The organism is Blastopirellula marina DSM 3645 (genome assembly GCF_000153105.1).
GTDB lineage: Bacteria > Planctomycetota > Planctomycetia > Pirellulales > Pirellulaceae > Blastopirellula > Blastopirellula marina.
In genome coordinates, this window is sequence record NZ_CH672377.1 from 736,213 (window position 1) to 761,803 (window position 25,591).

The following is a 25,591-nucleotide window of genomic DNA, read 5'->3' on the forward strand; positions in this document are numbered from 1 at the left end:
TGCGTTGTGGGTTTGTTAGTCGATGTTCTCAAAGTAACGGCGGAGTCGCTGCTCATATCCGCGCGGTGGTTCACGCCGAGCACCCGCTTGAATCGCTTTTTGCAATCCCGGAGGAAGCTTGGCGAACCATGGTTCGTTGTCGAAGCGTCGCGACTTGGCGTCGCTATCCCCGGCAGTTTCGCGTCCCCGCGAATCGCCCCCTTCCGGTTCCGGCGAGAGGGAAAGCGGCATGTCGGCGCCATCCTGGTTTTGCGTTTGCTCCCCTCCCTGCGACGTTCCGCCTGTCGCGGCGACGCTTGACGCGGCGCCTGGCTGCGGTTGCTGACCTGGTGTCGCGGCGCTGGCGGCCGCTGGCGCCGGTGCTTGCGCCGTGGGGCCATCCCCCACACCGGGTCGCGGCGCACCGGCGACTTGGCCCGGCATCCCGGCCTGCGGCGCTGCAGGCATCGCTTGCAGCGCCTGTTGGACCGCCTGGCCGCCGGCGATCGCGTCAGCCGTCGCTTGCGGCGAGTTCGGTACGAGTCCGGTTCCTAGTTCGCTGCTGGTCGGCCCCAAGTCGGGCCCGGCGCCTGGCATTGCTTGCGAAGCGTCGCCCGAGGCCGTTTGCTCCCCGGGACCTTGCCCCTGGGCGGGCTGGCCCAGTGGTTGATTATTGGAAGCCGGTTGATTTCCTTCGCCGCCGGGGGACTGGGCCGACGAGTTCATCTCCCCGCCGGTTTCGCCCATCGCGAGATCGCTGGCCGGCGGCGCAGGCGCCAAAGACTGCTCTGGCAGCGGCAACTGGGAAGCCGCTTCCAGACCTTCACGAAGCGGCTGGTTCGCAACTTCCTGCTGACCTGAGATCTGCTGGGCGCCTTGTCCGGTCGCGGTTTGGGCTTCGGCAAATTGGCGTGAAGCGTTTGCAAGTTGCTGAGCCGCGGCGGCGGCAGCGGGTGATATCGGCGAAGTCGTTTGACCTTCCGCCGCTTCGCCCTGCGGCGGGCTCGGCATGTTTTCGGCGAGCGCATCGGCCTGGCGGTCAATTTCGTCACGCGCATTTTGCTGCTGCTGAGCGAGCGCGGCCAGCGCTTCGGCGATCGATTTGTCACGCGCCAACTGTTGCTCTCGCGCGGTCAACGCGGCCGCCGCTTGTTGCAGGCTGCGCTGCGCGCTGTCGGCCGCTTGTTGCATTTCGCCGGGAGCAGGGGACGCGGGAGAATCTGCCTGCGGGCTGTTCATTTCGGCGCCTGCTTGACTGGCTTGCTCGGCCTGACGAAGCGCCGACGCGGCGTTGGGATCGACGGCGCCAGCTTGCTGGGCGAGTTGATCCAGTTGCGGCGATTGCTTGCCCAGATCTTGCGCCAACTGCTGGGCGGCTTGGTCGATGGCGCTGGCCAACTTTTGGGCGGCGTCCCCCAGCGACTTGTCCGCTGCGGCCTGGCTTTGCGCCGCGCCTTCCGGTTCGCCTTGGGCGAGATTCTTCGCCGCCGCTTCGCCTGCGTCGGCCGCTTGTTGGGCGGCGGCCGCAGCTTCTGGCGCGGCGTCTGCGGCCAACTGGGCCGCTTCGGCGGCGAGATCAGCCGCTTTCGCCTGAGCGGCGGCGTCGGTCTGCCCCGCCGGCTCGGCCGACTTCTCGGCCGCCATCTGCTGTGCTTTGCGCTGCGCCGACGCAAGTTGAGCGGCAGCTTCTTCGCGAGCCGCGGCCGCTTTGTTGGGATCGCCGCTGAGCGTTTCTTTGGCGGCGGCAGCGGCGGCTTTCTCCGCGTTTTGCAGCGCTTCGGCAATGGCGCCGTCCGTTTGTTGGGCGAGCCCCTCCGCTTCGTCGGAGACTTGCTGCTGCTGGGCGGCGGCGTCGACCGGCGAGTTCGCTTTCCCTTGACTCAACTGGGCGGCGGCGGCGTCGGCTGCTTGTTGCATCTGGGCAAGCTTGCCGATCTCTTGGGCGAGTTGCTGCGCTGCTGCGGCGGCTGATTTACCCTCGGCTTTCATCTGCTCCATTTGCGCGGCGGCAATCTTCTCTTGCGCGGCTTGAAGTTGCTCTAGATTGTCGCCGGAAGCGGCGTTGTCGAGCGACTGCTTGACGGCTTCCTTGGCGGCGCTGGTTTGCGCCAGTTGTTGGCCGGTCATCTCGGCCAGCTCTTGCGCCGCTTTGCCGGCTTCCTTGCGCAGCTCGGCGGCTGCTTGCTTCAGAGATTCACCGGCAGATTGAGCGGCCTCGGCGGCTTTCTGCAGTTGCGGCGTCGCCTTGTCGGCGTTCTTGGGATCGGCGGCGGAGGCCAGATCCTTCGCCGCTGCGGCGATCGCCGGTTTCGATTTCTTGAGCACCTCGGCGACTTGGGGCGCCGTATGTTCAAGGCCGGCGGAAACATCGTTCGCGACCTTCTCCACTTGCTTTTGCGTCTCGGCCAGCTCGGCCGCGGCCGCTTGCGCTTCTTCTTCTGGCATCGTAGCTGCGGCTTGCGCGTCGGCTGCGACATCCCGTTCGGCGGCGGCGGCGCGTTCGAGCGCTTCGGCCGCTCGCGCCAGTTCGCCCACTTCCACGGCAAGCTGCTTCCGCTTCAAATCGGCCAGTTGTGCGGCGGTCTCGGCCTGGGCTTTCTCAATCGCTTCCGACGCTTGCTGCATCGCTTCTTGGGCCGATTGCTGGGCTTCTGGCGACGCGTCGGCTTGCGCCATCTTTAGCGCATCCGCTGCTTCCGTCGCCGCTTCTTGGGCGTCCAGCAGGCGGGATTCAACCGGCGCCGGCGACGCGTCATCGGCCAAATGCGCCAATTCTTCCGCGACGCGCGTTTCTTCCTTTTGCGCGGCGGCGGGATCCTTCATCGCCGTTTCTTCCGCTGCGGCTTGCTCTTTAGCGGTTGCGGCCAACTTCTCTTGCAGTTCTTCTAACTTCTTCACCTCGGCCGCCAATTCGTCGGCGCTCTTCTCTGCGTCATCCTTGGGCGCCGCCGACTCGAGTTGATGGGCTAACTCGGCCAGCGCGCCTAAGACCTCGCTTTGATCGGCCAGCGCTTCGGCTTGATCTCCTTCAAACAGCTCGGCCACCGCATCATGAGCGGACGCTTTGCTCTGTTCTAACAAGGGTTGCAGCGGCTCGAACTCTTCCAACTGCTGCGCCAACTTGCCTAGGTCGTTCCGAATTTCTTCCTGCGCCTCGGTCAACGCGTCGGGCGTCAATTGCGTCAGGTCGGTATCTTTGGTCGTTTCACGCAGCTTTTCCTGCTTCTTGGCGATCTGTTCAATCAGCTTGCGGGCCGCATCCCGATCGCTACTGATCAGGCCGCGCGTCTCTTCTAGCTTTTCGAGCAGACGTTTCAGCCCTTTGACTACTTCGGTCTGCTCTTCGCCTGCTGCGGAGTATTGTCCGGTCGAGAGATTCTTGTCCGCCGTGTCGAGATGGAGGCCGGTTTCCGCCGCTTTCAGAATGCGAACTCCATCGGCTGCGCCGGCGCCTACTTTACCGCCCCAAGCGGCGACTTCTCCCAGGTCATGGACGAGTCGCACAAACAGACCCGCCACGTCGCGCTGATCTTGAATCACGCCGAGCGCGATCGATTCGCGCTGCTGCATCGGCTGATCGAGCAGACCGACCGTGCGGTCGCGGGTCTTCTCTTCGATCGCGATCAGCTCGCGGACCTGCGCCGCCAGCTTGGCGATTTGCAAGCGTCGATACAGACGTTGCCGTTCGGCCATCAGTGCGAGCACTACTTCGCGGATTTGATCACGCGCAGCGTTAAAGTGCTTCAGACGCGTCGGCTGATCCCCTTCTTGCGCTTGAACGAGCAATTCGACGACCGTCTGCATCTCGGCGCCGACCAAGCCGTCGACGTTGTCCCGCATCGTTTTGATTTCGACATAGACCGGCATCTTGGCCAAGCCGTTCTCTTCAAACTGACGCAGTTGAATATCAAGAATGCTGGTGACCAGATCGCGGGCCATCGCCTGCGCGCGTTCCTGGGCGAGCTCGCGTCGTCGCAAGGTGGTCGAGTTTAACTCTTGTGCGCCAGCGAACGATGTCGCGGTCAGCACGATCGCCGTAGTGATTGCAGTTCGTAGGTATTGTCTCATCGCGCCTCTCCAATTCCGAGTTGACGTTTGATGATTTCGGTGAGTTGTTCTTCCGACCGCTGGTCCGCTTCCGAGATGGCCGCCAGCACTCCGCTTTCATCCGATACTTCCAGCACCAGCGGTTCGCTGTTGGCGACAGCGCCTTCGCCGCGACCGCGCCAGTCGCGGGCTTCGAGGGTGACGCTCAGACGATCTCCCTTTTCCAGCTTCAGCGCCGACAGCGGTAGTGCGAAGTCGCCGGAGTAAGGAAGCTGGTTCGCTTTCAGCGGCGAGTCGAGCATTTCATACGATTCTTCCGCCAGTTCCGCATCGCCGCGTTCGATTTTCAAACGCAGCTTTACCGACGCAACTCCATAGTCGTCGCTGGTGCGGAACGCGATCACCGGCGTCGCCGTTGGCAACACGACGCGATGAATGGCGCTGGCGGCGATTTGCGGAGCACGATCATTTTTCAGGCGTAAATAGCCGCGAGGGACAAACTGCGGCGAGAGGCCATCTTCGTCTTGCATTTCCAATTCAAATCGAATCGGCGCCGCAACGCTCGAGAACGGCGTTTCGCCGCTGGGCGATTTCCAGGCAAGTCGCTGCTGGTCGGCGGCGACCAACTCGATCGTTTCGGTCTCTGCGCCGATTGTTAAATGCAGCCGCGCCACGGCCAACGGCTTGCTGCTGGTCAGTTGCAGGTCAACCTGACTACCTTCCAAAACGGCGCGCTGAAGTCCGCTCGCCGAGTCGTCGCTCTCGAGTCCGGCGGCATATTCCGGCGGCGTGACGGACATCTCGGTCTCGATCGTCGGCAACGGCATCACTTCAATCCGCGCCGGATCGGTCCAGGCGTCTCCGAGCGAAATTTGATAGATCGCCGGCTCCATCAGACGAGGTAACGTCGCGATATAAGGGCCTTTCAGCTCACTGTCGCTGCTGGTTTCTTCCGGCAACAGGTCCAACGTCGTGGCGCCGCTCTTTCCCGAAAGAGAAAACTGGCCGCTCGGCGGCAAGACGCCGGAGGCATGCACTTGAACGTCAAACGGCTGTCCAAATCCGATCTTCACCACGGTTTTGGCGGCCTCGGCAGGGTCCACATCGACGCCGCCGATGCGAAGCGACTCAATCGTCGTCTTGGTCGGGTAATGGTCGTCGCTCAGCGCCAGCCGTTTCATAAAGGTCATCATGTGACGCGGCGCAATCGCGACCGCGCCGATCGCAATGACCAGGATGATGATCGCCCAGATGGCGCGGCGACGCAGCGGGCTACTGTCGAATCCGTCGAACACGTCAATGTCGCCGCCGAGGTCGGCCACGTAGTCAATCACGGCCGATTCCAGCTCGGGCGAGCCCCACTTGGCGGCGTCCGGCGTTTCAAATTGCAGCGCGCCGACCAGATCACTTTCGATCCCGTGACGGCGTTCGACCATCATCGCCATATCGAGCATCGTTTCGCGATTGCCGAGCCATGGCGCGGCGAAGCGGCGCCAGGCCCAGATCAACGTCATCGCGGCGATCCCCATGACGATCACGCGCTGGACAACGTTCATCTCCAGCGCCCGATCGAGTCCAAATAGGATCAACAGCGCCAACAGCAAGCTGCCGACGATGACGGCCAGCGCACTACCTAGGCGAACGCTCCGGCGCGCCTGTCGCAGCTTTTGCAATTGCCAACGAAGTTGATTTAGTTTGCTGCGGGTCATGCCAAATTCGCTCTCTTCCGCGAGTACCATTCGCCAAGCATCAGGCCGACCAACAAGACGAACCAGAGCGGCGTCCCCCAGAGCGGTTCGTTGCGGGTCACTTCTTCGCGAACATCCTTCAATTCAATTTTGTCGAGCAGCGAGTCAATCTCTTGCAACTCCACCGCAATTCCGCCGGACTGCTGGGCAATATCATTTTGCAGACTTACATTGCGAACGGCGCTGCGCAACTCGGCCGACGCGCCGGTCGCCTGAAAACGGACCTCGCTGACCTTGTCGGTCACCGGGTCTTTGACACGGACCACATATTGCCCTTGCCGACTGACGGGAACACGGATCTCAAAGCGGCCTGTCCGTAATTCTGGAATCGTGATCTCGCGAGGCAACATGGCGCGGCCCGAATCGTCCGGCGTTTCCAGTTCGCCCTGCAGCGCTCCGCCAGCCAAAGTAGCTGCCGACAGCGGCTCAAAGTTTTCATCGTACGCTTCGACCGAGATCAACGCTTTTTCATCGACCAGATACTGATCCCGTTCGGCTCGCACCACAAATCGCTTTTGAGCGCCCAACGCATGGCTCAGCCCCAGTCGATTGATCAGCTGCGACCAGAACTGGCGATAATATTTTTCGCCGTGCATGCGACGTAGTCGCCACAATTCGTTGAAGCTGACATAGACGACTTCGCCGGCGCCATAGCGACGAATCGCAATCAACGGCTGCGGCGTCTTGCCGTCGGAGCACAGGTCAAACGGATGCTCGGCCAGGACAGTCGCTTGCGAGTGGACCCCTTGCACTGGCTGATACCAGGGAAGCTTGCCGAGTGATTTCCAGGCGGCGACGTTCTCACGGCGATCATTCGTATCGCCCAGTTGCATGAAGTCGGTTTGCAGTCCGAGCGGCGTCAGCCGCGGCTCAAACTCTTTGTCGTCGCGCAGCGCCATCGATCCGTCGACCTTCACCGGCAACATATCGGCCAGCGCCGTGCCATTGAGCTGTGACGGTCCAAAGCGAGGACCGGCGATCACGACCAGCCCGCCCCCAAACTGCCCAACAAACTCTTTGGTCATTTCACAAAAACGATCACTAAGCGCCGCGGCAGGCATATCGCCGAGAAAGATCACGTCATTGGCGAAAAATTCGCTCCGCTGCGGAGTCAGCGTCGGCAAAAACAATTCGTTGTTCTGTCGCACTTTGGGATCGGCGGAACGGAGAAATGTACGAAAACCACGCATGCCGACCAAGCGATCCCGATGGAACACTTCTTTGACAAAGCGCCACTCCCAGGTCGGTTCATTCTCGACAAACATCAAACGAAGATAGTCGTCAATAATGTTCACCGCGCGAACCGACGTGTTGTTTTCCAGAGTCGCTTCGCCGATTTGCGGCGTGACTTCGGCGATAAAGGCAAAGCGGCCGGCCTGTTCCGGAGTGAACGGCATATCGATATACATCACGCTGGAATCGAGGGGCAACGTTTCGGTTCCGACGGTGATCCGCGACATCCCGGTCAGCGACTCTCCCTCCAGCGGTTCGGCATAGACGTTGACGTCAACCGTTTCGCCGGTCAGGCCTGATTGATTGACGCGCACGGCGATCGTGGCCCGCTCCGCTTTTTTCATCTTCGGAGGCGGCTGCACGTCGACCGCAATATCGACCGCCGAGTGGGAGCCTAGGCCGATCGTATAGATCGGAGCGCCGACTCGTTGGACCGGGCTCAGACCGCTGCGTGACTCGTTGAGCGGCGGGGCGCCTGCGTTTTGTGCGAAGTCGCTAAAGAGCAGGACGCTCGCCAAGCGGCTGGTGCGATGCTGCGTCGATAGATCATGCAGCATATCGCCCAGTGCAGTGACGCGGCCCTCGGTCGTTAACTCGATCGCGGCGTCCGCAAGCTCCGTCGCGTCCGACTTCTCGTCTGCTCGCAACAGACGGCGCAGACGGCTGGTGTTTTGACCGTCGAAAATAAAGGGCTCGATCTGAACTCCCCGCTCTGCGGCCAGTCGAGTCAGCAGATTGCCGTCGGGGTTTTGCAGATAGGCCTGCAACCATTGGGCGCGTGAGGCGACCGCAGACTCGGAAGTCCCCAGCGCTGCAGAACTCCCTTGCGTCTGAAGTCCTACAACGGCGGCCAGCGCCTCACGCGTTTCGGGCAGCAAGTCGTCCGCGATCGTCATGCTTTCCGTTCCGTCGAATACGGCGTACACGACAGGCTCCGGGTCATTGGTCGCGGTGACTTGCAAAATGGGATCGGCCAAAGTAAAGATCAGTAGCGCCAACAGCAAGCCGCGCGCTGCGCCCAGCGAACAGCGAGCCCATCCGCTCAAACGAGGATGAAACTTGGCGTAAAACCACAACGACGCCGCAAACGCCGCGGCGCAGCCTAGGATTACCCAAAAGGCGTTGCCGCTGGCCCATGGCGCCGCTAGCGAAACTTGCACGTGGTCGATCGACGACGCGTTACGAATGTTCAATAGCCAGCCGAGCGTTTCGGTCATCTAGGAACGAGCCTCCTCGGATAGCGGGGTCGCGTCGGTCGCAGCCGAGCGTGAAAAGATCCGATCGACCCAGCCTGGCCGCGCGATCAACAGCATCTCGATCAGCAGACAACCGAGCGCCAGAGCAATCAGGTATTTCCACCAGTCTTGGCCTCGAATCTGGGCGCCGGCCAGACTGATGACTTCCCCCGAAGCGATCCATTTCAGTTTTTCATCAAGTCCGCGCGACTCAAAATCTTCACGCGTTAAACGATCAATCTGCGACTCAGCCGCATGCGGCTGCACGGCCAGGATCAACGTCTGCGGCGGTTCTGGGGAAAGGGTCGGATCGCTGCTGAGTTGTCGCTCGCTGACTTTCAATTGATACTCGCCGCCGCGCAGCAATTGCGGCACGGTCACGCCGCGAGTTTGATCGTCCAAAAAGCCGATCGGCAGTTCTTCCGAACCGTCGACGCCGGGGCGAGTCAATTCGACCATCGTCGTCGTCGACGCCGATTCCAGCGGCAACGATACTTCCGCGAGCGCCGAAAAATTTCGCTGCGGCAGCGTTGTCTCCAGCATTCCCCGCAACAAGCGATCAAAGATCAACACGGCGTTGGTGCGCGGCAAAGTATTCCACAGGTTATCAATGCCGGTCGAAACCAGCAGAACGCGGCCATCGCCGATTTGGCGTTCCACCAGAAACGGCAGATCATTGTCGAACCGGGCCAAGACGCGCGGCAAGTTGCGCCGATCGAACGGCGTCTCTGGGCTCTCGGTCGAATCGTCGGCTGCTGTTTCCGCGACTTCGCTCTCCGCCGTTTCTTTCTCTGTGACTTGCGCAAGTCGGGTCGTACGCGTGACGTCATTGCGCCAGAGGAGCCAGCGATCGGTCGTCATATCGTCGTCGTTGACCGGTTCGCCCGCTTTGGCGCGCGTCGCTTTTTCGACCGCCGCCATCGTCGTCTCATCGACGCGCGGAGTGATGGATTTGAAAAAGAGAGGCTCGGCATAGAGATCAAGCAACTGCGAGTCGGATAGCCCCGAGAGTTGAAAGTAAGCGTTGTCTTTCATGCTGTCATACGACAAGCGGAACGGTTCTAAGCGATCCACGTTGGCGTCTAGCGAAACGCCAAACGGAATCGGGTCGAGCGGCGCCGGTAATACTCCCGCCCCCTCGCGCCACGCAACTTGCGTCCAACGCGCCGGATCAAATTCTCCACCAGCCGTGATGACGAGTTGCCCTCCCTGATTCACAAATTCGGTCAGCACGTCGACGGCGAACTCCGGCGGCTCGGCGATTCCGCCCAACACCGCCAGGCGCGCGTCTTCTAACAGCGCCCGTAAACTGGGAGCATCCAAGTCTTCCAGCCGACGATGGCGGACCTGAATCAATTGACGTTGCTCTTCGCGGCGACTTGTGACCGGCGCCAGCAACCGACGCAGCGCCCAGGTTTCGCCATAACGATTGCGACGGGGATCTTCGTCCGTTTCTGAGATCGAATCGAGGAAGACGACCGGCAGGGCCGCGACGACTGATGCGACAATCGTACGCGAGTCGTCGGCCGGCAAGCGATCAGGCGGAAGCGAAACTTCGACCGCGACCGACGTCGACTGACCCGGTTCAATCGCCATTCCGTCAAACAGATATTCAAACGTTAGCTCGCGCTCTCCGTTGGGCTCGAGCGAAATCATCTGCGAGTCAACTTCTTCTCCGTTGACGCGAAAGACGACCGGCACGTCTTCTCGAGCGGATGTGCCGGCATGCGCGACGCGGACCACAAACGTCGACGGAGTATCGACGTCGGCTAGCGCGTCTTGAAGTTCAAAGCCTGAGATCCAACTATTGGTCGCATCGTGCGTACCGACCTCGACCACTTGCAGCGACGGAAACTGTTCCCATTGGGCAGGCGATCGCAAGTCTTCCCAGGCGCCCGCTTGTTGATCGGTAAAGAAAATCGCCCGCGGTGAAAGTTGCGGCGTGCGCGCGGCGGCGACCGCGATTTGATTGCCGACGGCGATGACATCCGCCGCGCGATCGGTCGGGTCAATCGCCGAGACAGCGGCGGCGGCGTCTTCGCGCGTTCGATAAGGGTCCACGGCCGGCGTGCGGGTTGATCCGCAAGCGGCGATCACGCTGATGCGACTGCCGGGCGGAAGCTGATCAAGAAACTCGATCGCTTGACGTTTTGCTTCGTCGAGCAAGGTTCCGTCGAGCGATTCGATCCCCATGCTCATGCTGTTGTCGATCGCCAGCACCGCATGCAGCGGCTGAGACGCGTCAAAATCAGCTGCACCGACCGAGAGAAAAGGACGTGCGAGCGCCAGTCCAAACAACAAGACGGCGGCGGTGCGCAAGATCATCAGCAGGATATCTCGCAGTTGCAAAATGCGGCGATTGCGTTTCATCGCTTGCTGCAAAAAGTCCATCGCTCCCCAGTGCACCGTGCGAAATCGGCGACGATTCATCAAGTGAATGATGATCGGCCCCGCTGCGCACATCAGTCCCGCGATCGCGAAACCGCTTGCCGTGAGTGAAGGGAGAAAGTTCATCAGCGCCGCCTGTGACAAGCCAAAGGAGAGAAGTGCTAGTTCGAGTTAAACTGCTGTGACAAGCCTTCAATGCGGCCTTCTTGCAGAATCGGCAAATAGCGATTCGGCATCGCCAAGATAAAACAACCCACCGCGGTTCCGTACAGGTCGCTGGGCATGCCGCCCAGATGGGCCCCGGCGCCCCATTTGCCATGCTCGCGAGGAATATCGGCCCGCAGGATCTGACTGCCGACGACACGATCACGAAGAATCGGGTATGACTTTTTCCAGTCATCGCCCCCGACCTGATACAAGGCCTGACCGACATAGTACATCGTGTAGGCGTCAAACGGCAGCTTGCCGTTGTGACGTTCTTCTTTGCCTTTCAGTTCTTCGATCTTGATGTTGATGATGTCCAGATTTTTGCGAATTCGCCAATCGTCGTATTGGCCAAACTCCTGCAGGCAAACGACTCCGGCGGCGGCCATCGCGGTCGACGACTTTCCGCCGTTGCGCGAGTAGGTGAACTGACCGGCTCGCTTCATTTGTTCGGTTTCTGGAGAGTTGCGTGAGATTCCTTCCGGCTCGTAGTGGTCACGCACGCTCGCGATCGCCATCTGAATCACCTCGGGTGGAACCTCCAAGCCGCTATCAACAGCGCTGCGCAGCGCTTTGGCTTGCATCACGGCCAGGCTCAAATCGTGACCATGGTCTTGCCGACGAGCACGATAATCCCAACCCCCATCTTCGCATTGCGTATTGGCGATCAGCTTTAGCGAGCGATCGAGCACCGAGTTGATCCGAGGATCGCCGGTCATACCGTGAGCCTGACCAAGCACGAAAGTCGCCAGCCCATGGTTGTACATATCGCGCTGTGCGTCGGCGACATTCAATAGCCCCGACGGTTTGGCGTTGGTCAGCAGATATTCGACCGCGCGCTCGACGGTACGGCCATACTTGCCGCGACCGGGCGCATGTCCATCGGCCAGAAAGGCCAACGCTCCCATCCCTACCAGTCCCAGATCGTCCGATTCCCAGTTTCCTCTCGGACCTTGGTTCTTGGCCAACCAGTCCAGACCGCGCTCGAGCGCGGCTTCGCTCTCTGGCGTCATTTCCCATTCCCCTTGCGCGGCGGCAAACTGAGGAGTGGTCGCCAGGCTGATTACGACAATGAGCCAACCAGCGAAACGCGGGGGTGAGATGGGATAAGCTCGCACGACAAGTCCAACAATCAGGAAAAAATAGCTCTTTCCATGGTATGTAAGGACATCGCCGAATCGTTACGGAGAATTTTGGACTTCAGGACCGATTCGCCGAAAATCGCCTGATCGACCTACTGAATCGTTAAATCCCTCACCAAGATCTTGCCGCGCCCCTGCAACGAGATCTGCACGAGATCGCCTGCCTGACGATTGGGGGGCAAGTTGACCGAGATTTTGGCGAGCTCCCCTTCTTCTGGCATCGCACCGTCGAACAACGTTTCCTGTCCGCAGCGAACCGAAACATGAACCGCTCCGCTCCCCTTGCTGCGATCGACCGTCAGGAAAACAAGCTTTCCGTCTCCCGCCGGATGGATCAATGTTGTTTCATTCGATGGATGCAGGCCTAGCTGAAACTCCAGCTTGCCATCTTGCTCGACGATCGTCGCGCCGCCGCTGGTTTCGAGTGTCGCGATTCGCCAGTCAGGAAAACGCCCAGCCCAAGCGGCGGCGAAAGTGGGGTAGAGCGGTTTGGCCGCCGCGAGCGGTTGATACTCGCCGAGGGCTAGCGGCGCCTCGCCGGGTTCCAAACGATGCAGCCGAATATCGAGATCACGCACCTCCGGCCGAAAGCTGACGTAGGCGCCTTGCGGATGGATGAGCAGTTTGCCGAGTTGAGGATCTTTGGCCGACAATTTCGCCAGCGGAACGCCTGACAGCAACTCGCCGGTCTCAAGCGAGAGCCAACGAATCCAAGGTGTGATTTGCTTGTCGCCGCTGCGCCGCCCGCTACTCGCGATTTCGACGAGATAGGATCCCGCGATGGCCGCCGAGTAAACTTGCCAGTCATCGCTGCGGCGCCAGACGACGCCTCCATCATCGGTGGAGAGCGCGACGGCGCCGTGATGCTCTAAGTAGATCAGCTTTCCCTCGGCAGTCCCCACGCACCGTTCCAGGTCGGGGGCAAATTCCGACCAAAGCAAGCGCCCTGTAGCGATGTCGATACAGTCAATCGACAAGGCGCCTGGCTGTCGTACGATTACGCGATTGTCAATCACGATCGGCGCCATCTCTTGCTGACGGACAAGATCGACGCGCGCGGAAGCTGGCGCCGACGTTTGCTTACGAACCCAACGGACTCCGCCCGACAAGTCGCATGCGAGGACAGCCCCGCCTAAGTCGGCGACGATCAAGTCGCCTGCGACCACCGCGGCGCACAGTCGACGTTCGCCCCACGACTGTCGCAGCCGAACCAGCGGATGTTTGCGCAGCGTCTCGCCGGTCTCGGCGTCGATGCGGGCCAGCTGAACTTGCCACAAATTTTGCGAGTCTTCTTCGCCGACAATCGCGAACAGTTCGCCTTGGATCCACAGCGGATCCGAGAGAACCGGCGTTTCTCCTTCGGCGCGCCAGATCAGCTTTCCATCATCGCGGCGATAGCAATAAAGCTCGGGACGATTGGAATGCAGCAAGCGAACAAAGACGCGATCCCCCACGACGACGGGGCGCATCTCGGTCAACTCCCAATTGTCGTGAGCGCGGGCGCGATGGCTGTCGATACGCGGCGTCTTCCAGACAATTTCGCCCGAGTCAGGTTTCAACTGCAGCAATTGAAAGCGATTGCTAAGATAGATGCGATCGTCGTTCAGCGTCGCAGCTAACGTTTCGGCCGCCCAGTCGACGTCATTGGATCCATAGAGATTGTCGCGATCATTCGATCCTTCGCCGAAGTCCAACTGCAGACGGACGGCGTCCTGGATTTTCGGGTTGGTCGGCGCAAACTCGAGTTTGCTTTGCTCGATCGTCGATTCACGAGCGGCGCTCCAATTGGCCATTCCCGACGAGCGCCGTTGCTCGCCGAACTGCTTGATCGCCGAGGGAGAAAAGGACTCGCCGCCGATCGCGACCGCAGTCGTCAGTTCGTCGACATCCGGCGCGCCGATCATCGCGGTCGCCAGCGCCAAGCGAGCGCTTAACATCTCTTGGTCAATTGTCGACTGCTCGCCTCCCGCTTGTCGATAATGCGCGATCGCTCTGGCGACTTGCCCTACGGCGAGCGCCTGATCTCCTAGCCATAAATGAGCTTCGGCCGCCGCTTGGGTACCATAAAATTGCAACGTGACTAGTTCTACCGCTTCCACATCGCCAGAGTGGATTTCGGAGCTGGCGCGAAGGCGCGCAACGTCCGAGAAATTGCGATTCATCTCGTCCCGCAATTCTGGGTTGCGACGCATCGCCATGGTGATCGCGGCAGGCAGCGAGAAATAGAGATCAGGATCTTCGCGATCGGGCGCCAATCCGCTGGCGCCATGCAGATTGACGCTGTTGATAATTCGGCAAGCGTCGTCAAAGGCGTTGCTATCGACTGCGGCCGATAAGTCGGCGCTGACGTTGTACGCTTCTTTACTTAGCTCTTCTAGCAAAGGGGATCGATAGCGAGCGTCGATCGAAGGCCAGTCCCCTTCGACGCGAATATTCGCTTCGCGCGTCGCCGCCGTATAAACCCACGTCGGCAATTGGAAATCGCGTCGCAACCGGTAATCGTCTTGGCCAGCATACGCGCGCTGTTGGAGGCAAAGTTGGATTGCGCCGTCCCAATCGCGGTCGGCTAACTTTTGCAGCATCGCCTGCTGGATCACTCGCTCATCGACTAGATTCACGCGATCGCGCATATCGATCGGCAGCGCCAATATCGTGCTTCGCAGATCATCCGCCGTAAAGACGCGACCATCGGCATACGTCCGACCAACCAGGTTCGCCGCGTACGATTGGAAGAATTCGAAGAACTCTTTTTCGTTTTGGCCGGCGGGCCATGTTCGCACCAAATAGGCGAACTTGCGCAGACGGTCGAGCGACGCTTCGAGCGAAGCTGGATCGTCTAGCGAGTCGGCGAGCTGCTTGAAAACATTCGGGTTATCGGTACCGGCGACAATGGCCTGCTGGGCGGCCGCCGCCATCCATGCTTTGAGCGGCACATCCGCCGGTCGCGCTGCGATCGTCTGCGTGATCCAGTCGATCGAATGCTTGACTTCGGTCGGCGCCAACGCCAGCTTGTCGGCCGGGATATCGCCGGAGAGTAATTCGATGCGGCGAACAATCACTTTACGCAAACGGATCTTTCGCGGCTGCGGTCCCGCTTTGATCGAGATGCCGAATTCCGTCTGCTGACGTTTGACGCCGCTGGCGGGATGGGGATTGAGCGCCCAGTTGCGGCCATCCACGCTGGTCCAGAACCGGGCCTGACCATCGACAACTGCGATGCGAATCCAGATGGGACTTGCGACATCGCTGATCGGCACATCCTGCGGCTTGCGCTGATCCTTCCGGCCATCGTCTCCCCACCACGAGAGGAACGGGAAGTATTCATTGGTTGCGTTGTTCCGGCCGAAGGGAACGGCGACGCCGGGATCGTAGCGCGGCGGATCTTCACCGGAGTTAGCGCGAAACGCCAGCAAGGCGGAACCGCCGACTTCAAAATCTTCCAGCAAAAAGTCGACGACGCGAACTCCTTCTCCAGGGATCGGCGCCGTGATATAGCCTTCCCCCTTCAGGGCTTCTAACTCGATCGCCCCATCGTCGAGCTTGCGAATCGTGATCCCTGCTTCCGGCAGACGCTCGGTCCACGGCAGGTCAGCGGGACGATTGATCTCGGCGACGATCGGCAGTTCGAGTCGGCTCGTCCGAGGCAGTTCGCTCAGACGCTGAAAATCGAGCCCGCGCATCCCGGCTTTGCCTTCGAACAAGACTTCGGTTGGCGGGCCAGACAACGGGGCTCGCAGCAACTCGATCTCACCGCGAAAGAGGACCATCTCGTGCTGTTGCGCATCGTAATAGAACCAAGTGATCGGCGCTTCGTGCAGATCCGAGCGGCGATCGGCGAAGTTGTCGCTAGCGGCCAACGTGCGGCGACTGACGTTTTCTTCATCCGGTTTGCGCGCAACCTGGTAAGCGTTCCACGGGTCGTAGTCGCGATTGTGGTGAACGAGCGAGATCCCTTCGTCCCCGTGCAAAAAGTGAAGTGCGAACTGCTCTCCATCCCAGACCGACAGTCGCAGCGCCGCGTCGTTGGTCCAGGGCGCATTCAGCCGAAACGCGCCGCTCATGCTGGTCCGCATCGTATTGTGATGCTTGTGGGTCTCGAAACGACCTCCCGATTTTTTCAGCGGCGTAAACCATTGCTTGAGAGAGTCTTCGGTCGGCGCATCGCGCGCCGGGTCAAAATCGTGGTACCAAGCGTCGGCGAAGCGAACCGCCGGGCGAGCCAGCGAGACGTCCCAAGGACCGGCTGCCTTGGTCTCTTGCTGGTCGTCGTCATCGGCCTTCCCAGCTGCTTCGCCGTCAATCGGCGACATCGGTAGCGCCAAGTCCGTTTCGCCCTCTTCGACAACCTTCGCTGGATCGGCCCCCGGCTCTAATTTGAGCGGTTGTTTGTCAGCGGGATCAACCTGCACCGGGTTAGCAGTCGCGTCGGCGACCTTGGCTGGGGGTTGATAAGAATAGATCAAGCCAGCCGCGGCGGCCAATACGATCAGCGCTAAGCCGCCCCCAATCGCGGTGTAGGTGCGCCGTCGACGTTGGTCTCGATCAAATTTGGCTAAGAGAGTTTCGGCGGAGAAGCCGAGTCGCCCTAGCGCGTCGGTCAGATAATGCTCCATTTGCAGCTGATCAATCAATACGCGGCGCAGTTCGGCCGATTCGGCGATGCGCTGGCGCAGCAATTCGATCTCTTCGAGCTTCAGCTCAGCCGGAGTATGGGACTGAACCAGCTCGATTAATTCTTCGTTAGTCATCGGCGCTTGCGTGGATCTTTCGCGTAATGCAATTCTTCAGCGCTTGTCGAGCGCGAAAGACGAGCAGCTTGACGGCGCCTTCGCTACGTCGCAACTTGGCGCCGATCGCCGACATTTTCATCTGGGCGTAATAGTGCATGTCGAGCGCGTCACGAGCGCTTTTGCCAAGCGAATCCAAGCATTGCTTCAAGAAGCCTTGCACAGCCGAATAGTCGTCATGGTCGTTGTCGGCCAACGCGTCGATCTCGAGGCAGAGCTCGGTCCAGGCGACTTCTTTGCGGCGATTCACTTTGCGTACATGTTCGCGCAGAACATTCCGAGCGACCCCCAAGAGCCATGGCCGGATCGGCACGTTTTCTGGAAATCGAACTTTGCCGACAAAGCAGCGCAAGAACACCTCTTGGCAAAGATCTTCCGCGTCCGATGGTTCGAGCATGCGCGAGCGCAGATAGCCGAACACAAACCCTTGCTGCCGCGAAACGAACGCCGTAAACGCTTCGCGATCTTTCCTTTGGATCGCTTCCACCAACAACGCATCGTCATCGGCGGCGACCACGACCTGCCGATCGTCGCATGTCGTATGATCTACGGCAGCGCGTAAGTCAAACGGCAATGTCGCCGCGTCAGGCAAGTAAGTTGTCGGCTGGCCGGAAGGCATGGCGATGCAGGCAGGCGGAAGGAACAGGAAGGATGACGTCGGCTGGTTCCATGTTATCGCAAAACGAGAAGATTATGCAAACAATCCGTCAGACGGAGTGCACGGGCGCATAAAAAAAGAGGAGAGTCGTCAGACGACTCTCCCCCCAAATTTCTGTCAGATCGGACGGCTCGCCTTACAGGCTGTAACCTTCGCGATAGGTCGGCTTGATGATCTCGGCAACTTCCGGAGCATTCTTGGCGACCATGTTTTTGGCGTCCCAATCAATCTTCTTGCCCGCCCAAACCGACAGGTTACCGAGCAAAATCGTCTCGGTAAGCGGACCGGCGTAGTTGGGGAAGTTCGAGACCGGCTCCGGTCCACCCTTGATGGCGTCCGCGAATTCTTTGAAGTGACCCGGCGAACGCGGAATCGTTTCGGCCGGTCCTTCGTAATCCTTGTACTGGGCTTCCGGCAGCAATTGGAAGCTGGCTCCGTAATCGCTGGACGAATACAAACGACCCTTGTCGCCGACCAATAGGCAACCGCTGCTGGCGACTTTGCCTTCGCCGTCACGCGGCACGCCGTCCAACAGTTCGTTGTCGGGCATCTTGCCGCCGTCATACCAAAGCAACTGGCAAGCCGGACGTCCGTCGAGTTCGGGGAACTCGAAGGTGATCGTCGACCATTTCGGGTAGGTGATGCCGTTGTGGCCCGAGGTAACCGCTTCGACCGAAGTAGGGTCACGCAGTTTCAAAGCCATGTACGGCATGTTGACCGTATGGCAAGCCATGTCGCCCAAGGCGCCGGTGCCAAATTCCCAGAAACCACGCCACTTGAACGGGTGGATGTCGGGACGATAGTCGATCGCTTTGGCCGGGCCGATGAAGTTGTCCCAGTGGATATGTTCCGGAGTCGGTTCAACTTCGGCGAAACCTTGACCTTGCGGCCAAACCGGACGATTCGTCCAAACGTGAACTGCCTGCACGTTGCCGATGGCGCCCGATTGGATGATCTCCGCAGCGCGACGCAGGCCGGCGTGCGAAGTTCCTTGGTTACCCATCTGGGTCATCACTTTGTTTTCGCGAGCGATTTCGCCCAAACGACGCGCTTCGTAGATGCTGTGGGTCAGCGGCTTTTGCGTAAAGCAATGCTTGCCCGCTTTCATCGCGGTGGCGGCGACGACGGCATGGCAATGATCAGGCGTGCTGACCGTCACCGCGTCGATCTCTTTGTCCATCTCCTCGAGCATCTTGCGATAGTCGTTGTACTTCTTGGCGCCTTCAAACTCGCCTGCAGCTTTGGCAAGGTTGTTATCGTCGATATCGCAGATCGCGACGATGTTGCCGGCACGGCTTGCGTCGCGCGAATCGCTCGAACCCTTGCCCTGCACGCCGATGCAAGCGAAGTTGATTTGCTCATTCGGCGATTTCGATTCCGCCGCTTGCATATTTGACGCCCAAAAGCCGACGCCCGCAGCCGCCGAAACCTTCAGAAAATCACGACGGTTATTATTCATTGTCATAGAGGGTAGCTCCTAATCCGGTGATCAACATCAACCACAAACGACAAGGCAGGTCGCTCACGCTTGGCGAAATCGATGTGGCGTTGAGAGAGGGCGGGCGGTCTGTGCTTCGACGGAAATACCTTCAATCGTATCGGCCGTTGGTGGGCACAATCTACCACCGTATTGCTCTACGATACCGGGTCACTGCACATTCTGCAATTAAGAGGGGGCCTGAAACCGGCAAAATCCCCTAACTAATTGTCAAAATTACGCAGCTATGTGCAGACCCTTCGATCGACATGGAAGGCGCAAGGAATCTCAATTACTCAATTATTTCCCGATACAGAAGCGGCTAAAAATCACATCCAAGATGTCATCCGTCGCGATGGCGCCGACAACGCGCCCCAGTTCGGATAGCGCCATTCGGATCTCGACGGCGATCAATTCTTCCCCTAAACCACACTGAGCAGCATTTAGCGCCGCCGCAAGCGAGTTCGTCGCTTGTTCTAGACTAGCGCGACAGCGACTAGCCGTCGCGTCATCCGCCGCAGGCAGAGCAGCCAGTTTTTCGGCGATCGCGGCCCGCAGCGCGGCGATTCCGGCGCCGGTCGCAACGCTGGTCGTGATTCCGGCGGTGATTGTCGCAGTCGCCAAATCGCCTTTGGTCAGCACGAGCAAGCGGCGATCTTCCGGCGATTCGTTCCACAGTCGCCATTCGGCGTCAGTCGCCGCGCGACTCGCATCAAAGCAAATAATCCGCAGGTCCGCGCGGCTCACCTGGTCGCTTCCCAGCCGTTGGGCCGACTGCTGCGGCCCTGCTGCGACTTCCTCTCGTCCCGCGGTATCGATCAGCGCGACTGGTTCGCCACCGATGACGATCGACTTTTGCAGCGTGTCGCGCGTGGTTCCGGCCAGATCGGCGACGATCGCCGCCGACTCGCCGAGCACCGCATTAAATAGACTGCTCTTGCCGACATTCGGCGCGCCGCAGAAGACGACCTTGATCGCTTTCTCACCGGCGTCGCGCCCTGAAAGTTGCATCAGCGATTGTTCGACGCAGCGCTGGGCATCTTGAAGTTGAGCACAGAGTGCTGCAGAGGAGATAAACTCGATGTCTTCTTCGACAAAGTCGAGACCTGCCTCCAAGTGGGCTAGTAGCTCCAGCAGTTGTCGCCGCGCTTCGGCCAGCGGAGAGGAAAGTCCGCCGGCAAGCTGCGCCAGCGATTGTTTCAAACGTGCATCCCCTTCGGCGTCGATCACGCCGAGCACTGCTTCGGCCTGGGTCAGATCAAGCCGACCTGCGAGAAAAGCCCGCAGCGTAAACTCGCCCGGCTCGGCCATGCGAGCGCCATGCCGACATGCGGCGGCGACCAGCTCTTCTAACAGCGGAGGAGATCCGATCGTATGAATTTCGATCGAAGGCTGCCGCGTGTAACTGCGATCGTCCGGCCAATAATAAAGATCGCAGGCAAGCTGACGATCGGCGACTTTGGCCAACGCTGCGGCCATCGCGGAGCGGCGCCCGAATGTTGCCGGCGTCTCGCGCAGCTCGAGCCATGGCTCGACGCAACGGAAAGCGTCGGGGCCGCTAATGCGAATGACTCCACGCAACGCCCCGCCCGATCCGCTGCCGATCGCCACGATGGTGTCTTCCAGTGCGGCCGACATGTCAGATCCGTCGCTTTCCAGCTGTGCTTACTTTTTGCCTGGCGGTCGTTTCTTCGGCTTTTTCGCGGTGACCGTAATCGTATCCGACGCCGACGGCAAATCAGCCAACTGCGGCTTCGGGATCAATTTACGTTCCAAGATGCCCCAGACGCTTTGCGTGATGAAGTAAATGCAGAGACCAGAAGGCACGCGGAAAAACATGAAGCCGATAAAAACCATCATGTAGGTCATCATCTGCTGCTGCATCTTTTGCTGTTCGTCCACCGCCGGCGGCATGAACATCTTTTGCTGAACCAAAAAGAGCGCGATCGTGAACAGCGGCAGAATGTTCAGGTAAGGGCCCAGGAACAAAAAGCTGGCCGGAAAACTCGCCGATGGGTGGATCGTCATAAAGTCAGGCAGCACGCCGACCCAATACCAAGCTTGGTCCGGCGCCGAAAGGTTCGAGCACCATTCAATCCCTGGAATGAACGGCGCCTGACGCAACTGGATATCGACCGCCAACGCGCGATAGAGCCCCAGGAAGATCGGCAACTGCAGGAACATCACGCCGCAACCGCCGAGCGGATTGAAGTTGTACTTTGTAAACAGCTCTTGTTGCGCTTGACGCTGCTTGATCGGATCCTCTTTGTACATCTCGCTGATCTTCTTCATCTCCGGCGCGAGCTGCTGTTGAATCAGCATGTTACGCGCCTGCTTGCGGCTCAGCGGGAACAAGCAACCGCGAACCATCAGCGTCAAGAAGATAATTCCCAGACCATAGGGGATGTACAGATAGTCGTGCATGAAGTGCAGCACGAACAACAACGCTGTCGAGACGTAATGGAACCAACCGTAGTACTCCAGATTCTGCAGACCATAATGGGCCAGCAGCTCTTCTTTCTTCGGTCCCGAGAATATCGTGCACGACAGCTCGAACGGCTTGTCGCCGGGCTCAATCGTTTCGGTCGCTCCATCCAAGCGATAGGTGCAATCGGTCCGTTGCTTTTGCTCTTCATCCACGACTGCAGCGACAATCGCCGCGCCACGCGATAGTGCGGGTCCTTTGTCAGACTCGTTGAAGACCATCGCTGACGAAAAGTAAACGGCGTCCACGCCGGCAAACTTGGGTTTGATCTGATCGTCGACTTTGAACATCGAGATCTGGCGATCACTCTCTAGATCTTGCGCTTTGGCGATAATCTTGGCGACGGTGAACATGTCATAATCGCCTTTCGACGATTCCCAGACCACGTCACGCAGACCAGCCCCGCCCCAGCCGCGGGCAATTTTGTTGCTGTACCACCAACCTTCGGTCGGCAACCCCGTAGCGCCAAACTGACGAAACGCCGCGTCGACCGGTTCCGTTCCGTCATTGAAAACTTGCAGCGAGTATTTCAGGCCGTACGGCTGATAATTGGATTCGGCGTTGGCCTCGGTCGGCTTCTTCGGCAGTTGAAACGTTTTGACCAATCGCAGCTTGGCGAAGCGAACTCCCTGCGGCAGGTCCTCAGGCGTCACCAAAGTTTCAAACTGCACGATCGTCGGATCTTCGTTCTCGACCAGGCGCCAGTTTTTGGTGATCAGCGGCAAGTCGTTGATCATCTTGCCTTCGGCTGGAATCATCGAGCCGTTGATCCGCGCCAGCGAAGTTAGATAGGCGGAAGGATGTTCGACCGTGCGCGGCATGCCGGTGACCTTGTCGACCACTTCCGACACTTCCGGCTTGATCACTTCCAAGGGAAGATCGGTCAGCGTCGCGGTGTAGGTCAACAACTGAACGGCATCGGCGCCTTTGCGCTCGACGACCAGTTCGATCGCGTCTTCAGGTTTGGTCAGTTTCAGTGCGTCGACGTAAGACTGCACGTCGACCACTTCTTCGCCGGCGAGCGATTTGATGATGTCGCCCACCTGCAGTCCGACGCCCGATTTGGCGTCTTGGGGAGTCGCTAAAGCGGCCGGAGTTCCGGGGCCGACGATGCGAATCTCGCATCCAGCGACCGCGTCATACGGCATCAGCCAACCCAAATATCCGCCCAGATGGCGATCTTCCAGACTTTTGTATTTGTCAGCCGGCAATTCGATGCGAGCGACCGAGCCGCCGCGCGTGTCAAAAGTGACCAGCATGTCGGCGTCGGCAGAAGAGACCGAACCGAGCGTGACAAACTTGCGAGGCTGCGGCTCTTCCTTGACCTCCTCGTCCTCATTTTCGGCGTCATCCGCCGGTTTGATTTCGGGGTTAGGCTGATCGCCGCCGGCATCGCCTGGTTGGGGCTGGTCCCCTTTTTCGGCAACTTCGGCTTGCTCTGCGTCCGGGTTCTCTGGCTGAGCGTCCTGATTACGACGACCGAGCATCTGGAACGTCATGAGCATCGCGACAGCGATCAGAGAAAACGCGATTACACGACGTTCCACAACTTCAAACCTTGCTGGACGAAAGAATTAGACGTCACCCCTAAACAGAGCGACGCGATCAAAGCCTATTTGGATGTATTCTCATGGGATGGGCGAATCTTGCAACCACGCCGCGCAAAAGAGGTCGAAACCATGATGTCTATTTCGCCCCAAAGCGCCTTGTGGAGACAGTCAAGCCGCTGGTAGCGAGAATGGCGCGATTATCGCGGATTTAACGCCCGTCCGACAGACGGTCCGCTTGGGTGTTGTCGAGACTGTCAATCGCGCGAATCTTGGCGGCCGTCGCCGCAATATCGTAAGAAACGCGGCGAAATTCGACCTCTTCGTCGGAAACCACCACATAACTACTGCGAGAATCGCCGTCTCGCGGCTGCCCCACGCTGCCGACATTGACCATCAACTTGCGCTGACCCATCTGGTAACGGTTATTCTCGAGATCCGCCGATGCGATGAACGAAAAATCATCGGCAAATACCCCCGGCACGTGCGTATGCCCCTGCAGACAATACTTCGGAATGATCGAAAAAATCCGTTCCAGCTTGCGGCTGTTATAGATGTCTTCGGGAAAAACGTACTCGTTCAGCGGATTTCGGGCGGAACCATGGACGTACATCCAGTCCCCCTCCATCCGAGTTCGCGGCAATTCGCACAGAAATTTCCACCGCTTGGCGACTTCCGGGTCGGTATCGCCGCCGTTTTCGAGCTGCTCACGCGTCCAAAAGATCGCTCGCTCGGCGCCTTGGCTGAACCCTTCGGGATCAAACAGAGCGGCCTGATCGTGATTCCCCAGAATGCAAAAATCGAATCGCCGCGCGGCGTCGACGCATTCGCGAGGATTGGGACCATAGCCGACGATATCTCCCAGACAGTAGATCTCGGAGACCCCGATCGAAGCGATATCGGCAAGGACCGCGGTAAGCGCTTCGAGATTGCCGTGGATGTCGCTGACGATCGCGCGTTTCATCGAAGTCGTCTCTGAAGGGCTAGCGGCAATGGGTGCGGCAAAATCCTATCTGCCGTCTTTTAAACGGTCGCCCAACATGTTGTCGAGGTCCGGTATGTCGTAGATCTTTTTGGCGGTCGCGTTGACGTCGTACTCGACGCGGCGATACATCACCGACTCTTCCGTCAGGATCACGTAGCACGAACGCGGATCACCGTCTCGCGGTTGGCCGACGCTGCCGACATTAAACATCGCTCGCTCGTCTCCCAAGCGATAGACGTTATCGCATTCATCCGGCCCGAAGAACTCGAGACTCGGCGTGAAAATGCCGGGGATGTGCGTGTGTCCCTGAAAACAAAATCGATCGAGTCGCTCGAACAGATTTTCCATCTTCCGTTGATTGTAGACATCTTCGGGAAAGACGTACTCGTTGGTGGGGTCACGCGGCGAACCATGCACAAACAAGCGGTTCGGCTCCATGTGCGTCCGCGGCAGCTCACCCAGGAAGTCCCACCGTTCGTTGACGACATTGGGGCCGCCGGTAGAGTTATCAATCTGGTCTCGCGTCCATAAAATGGCGCGAAACGCGACCGGATTAAAGCCATCGGGATCAAACAGGGCCGCTTGATCGTGATTGCCCAATAGGCACATCGTGCATTTGCGACGGACAAGATCCAGACATTCAACTGGATTCGGACCATAGCCGATAACATCCCCCAGGCAGTAGATCTCGGTGATACCCTGCTGTCGGATGTCGTCTAGAACCGCGGTCAGCGCTTCTAGATTGCCATGGATGTCGCTAATCAGCGCTCGTTTCAAGCCTGACTACCTTTCGTTTACCGAGGGCTTTCATATGCCGAGGGAGGGTATTTCGGAACTGCTTTTGCTGCGTCTCCCCTACCGGAGCGATGCATCAATGGTAGCCTATTAGGCGATGCGATTGCAGGCCTAGCCCCGAAGTTTAGGTAGGATAAAGACCTAGGTCAAGCATGACCCACACTGTTGTCGTCGTCCAGATTCATACGCCTAGAAATCTTACATCGCCATGAAGCTGTTGGCACTTGAGACTTCGCTCCGTCAATCCTCCTTTGCCTTGCTGGAGGGGGATCAACTGCTGCGACAGGTAGAACTTGACCCGGCGCTGCGCACCGCCGCCGCGTTAACCCCTGCCTTAGAGGAGGCCTTTCGCAGCGTCGATTGGGCGCCCGGCCAGATCGAGCTGATCGCCGTCTCGCACGGTCCCGGCTCATTCACTGGACTGCGAATCGGCGTCGCAACCGCCAAAGCACTGGCGTATGTCGCGAAGGCCGAAGTCCTAGGAATCGACACGCTGCGCGTCATCGCCGCCCAGTCGCCGGCCCACGTTAACAACGTCCAAACCATCATCGACGCCCAACGGCAAGAGGTTTTCGTCGCAAAATACCAGCGGCAAGAAAGCAGTTGGAACGGCGATGGTTTGGCGAAAATTGTCGAAATCGACGCCTGGATCGCTTCGCTGAAAGTGGGCGATTGCGTCAGCGGAACGGCGCTGGCCAAGCTGCGTGAAGAAATTCCCGCCGGCGTCCAAATCTTGCCCGAATCGTGCTGGCGACCAATGGCCGCGACCGTCGGACAGTTAGCCTGGTCCGACTATCAGTCAGGCGCCCGCGGAGATCATTGGAATCTGGCGCCGCGATATTATCGGAAGAGCGCGGCTGAAGAAAAGCTGGACGGCTAGC

Annotated in this window: 13 protein-coding genes; 1 reads left to right on the forward strand and 12 read right to left on the reverse strand. The window is 59.3% G+C overall.

The features are described 5' to 3' along the window. Nucleotides 1-15 precede the first annotated feature (15 nt). The 12 genes from DSM3645_RS22070 to DSM3645_RS22125 all read right to left on the reverse strand — a co-directional run bounded on the left by DSM3645_RS22070 (nt 16) and on the right by DSM3645_RS22125 (nt 24,692). On the reverse strand, nt 16-4,047 hold the full coding sequence (locus tag DSM3645_RS22070; RefSeq protein ID WP_040352922.1) for a hypothetical protein: 4,032 nt from the start codon (nt 4,045-4,047) through the stop codon (nt 16-18). Then, entirely contained in the window at nt 4,044-5,735 is a 1,692-nt protein-coding gene (locus DSM3645_RS22075; RefSeq protein ID WP_040352923.1) for a hypothetical protein, read from the reverse strand. The genes DSM3645_RS22070 and DSM3645_RS22075 overlap by 4 nt, the downstream gene beginning before the upstream one ends. Continuing rightward, nucleotides 5,732-8,224: a hypothetical protein gene (locus tag DSM3645_RS22080; RefSeq protein ID WP_002654813.1), complete on the reverse strand. Its 2,493-nt coding sequence runs from the start codon at nt 8,222-8,224 to the stop codon at nt 5,732-5,734. The genes DSM3645_RS22075 and DSM3645_RS22080 overlap by 4 nt, the downstream gene beginning before the upstream one ends. After that, nucleotides 8,225-10,756, reverse strand: coding sequence for a BatA domain-containing protein (locus DSM3645_RS22085; RefSeq protein ID WP_002654814.1), 2,532 nt, complete (start codon nt 10,754-10,756; stop codon nt 8,225-8,227). Between the two features lie 35 nt (nt 10,757-10,791). After that, on the reverse strand, nt 10,792-11,952 hold the full coding sequence (locus DSM3645_RS22090) for a hypothetical protein (RefSeq protein WP_002654815.1): 1,161 nt from the start codon (nt 11,950-11,952) through the stop codon (nt 10,792-10,794). Between the two features lie 116 nt (nt 11,953-12,068). Next, a complete protein-coding gene (locus DSM3645_RS22095) occupies nt 12,069-16,724 on the reverse strand; it encodes a PQQ-binding-like beta-propeller repeat protein (RefSeq protein WP_002654816.1) in 4,656 nt (1,551 codons plus the stop codon). Continuing rightward, the gene (locus tag DSM3645_RS28835; protein WP_002654817.1) at nt 16,717-17,382 is read right to left on the reverse strand and encodes an RNA polymerase sigma factor; all 666 of its coding nucleotides are present in this window, start codon (nt 17,380-17,382) and stop codon (nt 16,717-16,719) included. Before DSM3645_RS28835 ends, DSM3645_RS22095 begins: the two co-directional genes overlap by 8 nt. Before the next feature lie 175 nt (nt 17,383-17,557). Further along, nucleotides 17,558-18,886 (reverse strand): Gfo/Idh/MocA family protein, encoded by a 1,329-nt coding sequence (locus DSM3645_RS22105; RefSeq protein WP_040352924.1) that lies wholly within the window; start codon nt 18,884-18,886, stop codon nt 17,558-17,560. A 312-nt stretch (nt 18,887-19,198) separates the two neighbouring features. Continuing rightward, entirely contained in the window at nt 19,199-20,536 is a 1,338-nt protein-coding gene (locus DSM3645_RS22110) for a tRNA modification GTPase (protein WP_002654819.1), read from the reverse strand. 27 nt (nt 20,537-20,563) lie between these two features. Further along, entirely contained in the window at nt 20,564-22,930 is a 2,367-nt protein-coding gene (yidC, locus tag DSM3645_RS22115) for a membrane protein insertase YidC (RefSeq protein ID WP_002654820.1), read from the reverse strand. A gap of 211 nt (nt 22,931-23,141) precedes the next feature. After that, nucleotides 23,142-23,894 carry a metallophosphoesterase family protein gene (locus tag DSM3645_RS22120; RefSeq protein ID WP_002654821.1) on the reverse strand — a complete coding sequence of 251 codons (753 nt, stop codon included), beginning with the start codon at nt 23,892-23,894 and terminating at the stop codon, nt 23,142-23,144. 45 nt (nt 23,895-23,939) lie between these two features. Next, entirely contained in the window at nt 23,940-24,692 is a 753-nt protein-coding gene (locus tag DSM3645_RS22125; RefSeq protein WP_002654822.1) for a metallophosphoesterase family protein, read from the reverse strand. Nucleotides 24,693-24,918: 226 nt separating this feature from the next. On the opposite strand from DSM3645_RS22125, the gene tsaB reads away from it, so the two are divergent. Then, on the forward strand, nt 24,919-25,590 hold the full coding sequence (gene tsaB, locus DSM3645_RS28840; RefSeq protein ID WP_002654823.1) for a tRNA (adenosine(37)-N6)-threonylcarbamoyltransferase complex dimerization subunit type 1 TsaB: 672 nt from the start codon (nt 24,919-24,921) through the stop codon (nt 25,588-25,590). The last annotated feature ends 1 nt before the right edge of the window (nt 25,591 follow it).

What these genes read in the sequence shown, in the direction of transcription:
- DSM3645_RS22070 (WP_040352922.1), bottom strand. Translation starts at nt 4,047, where the DNA reads ATGAGACAATACCTACGAACTGCAATCACTACGGCGATCGTGCTGACC.
- DSM3645_RS22075 (WP_040352923.1), bottom strand. Translation starts at nt 5,735, where the DNA reads ATGACCCGCAGCAAACTAAATCAACTTCGTTGGCAATTGCAAAAGCTG.
- DSM3645_RS22080 (WP_002654813.1), bottom strand. Translation starts at nt 8,224, where the DNA reads ATGACCGAAACGCTCGGCTGGCTATTGAACATTCGTAACGCGTCGTCG.
- DSM3645_RS22085 (WP_002654814.1), bottom strand. Translation starts at nt 10,756, where the DNA reads ATGAACTTTCTCCCTTCACTCACGGCAAGCGGTTTCGCGATCGCGGGA.
- DSM3645_RS22095 (WP_002654816.1), bottom strand. Translation starts at nt 16,724, where the DNA reads ATGACTAACGAAGAATTAATCGAGCTGGTTCAGTCCCATACTCCGGCT.
- DSM3645_RS28835 (WP_002654817.1), bottom strand. Translation starts at nt 17,382, where the DNA reads ATGCCTTCCGGCCAGCCGACAACTTACTTGCCTGACGCGGCGACATTG.
- DSM3645_RS22105 (WP_040352924.1), bottom strand. Translation starts at nt 18,886, where the DNA reads ATGACAATGAATAATAACCGTCGTGATTTTCTGAAGGTTTCGGCGGCT.
- DSM3645_RS22110 (WP_002654819.1), bottom strand. Translation starts at nt 20,536, where the DNA reads ATGTCGGCCGCACTGGAAGACACCATCGTGGCGATCGGCAGCGGATCG.
- DSM3645_RS22120 (WP_002654821.1), bottom strand. Translation starts at nt 23,894, where the DNA reads ATGAAACGCGCGATCGTCAGCGACATCCACGGCAATCTCGAAGCGCTT.
- tsaB (WP_002654823.1), top strand. Translation starts at nt 24,919, where the DNA reads ATGAAGCTGTTGGCACTTGAGACTTCGCTCCGTCAATCCTCCTTTGCC.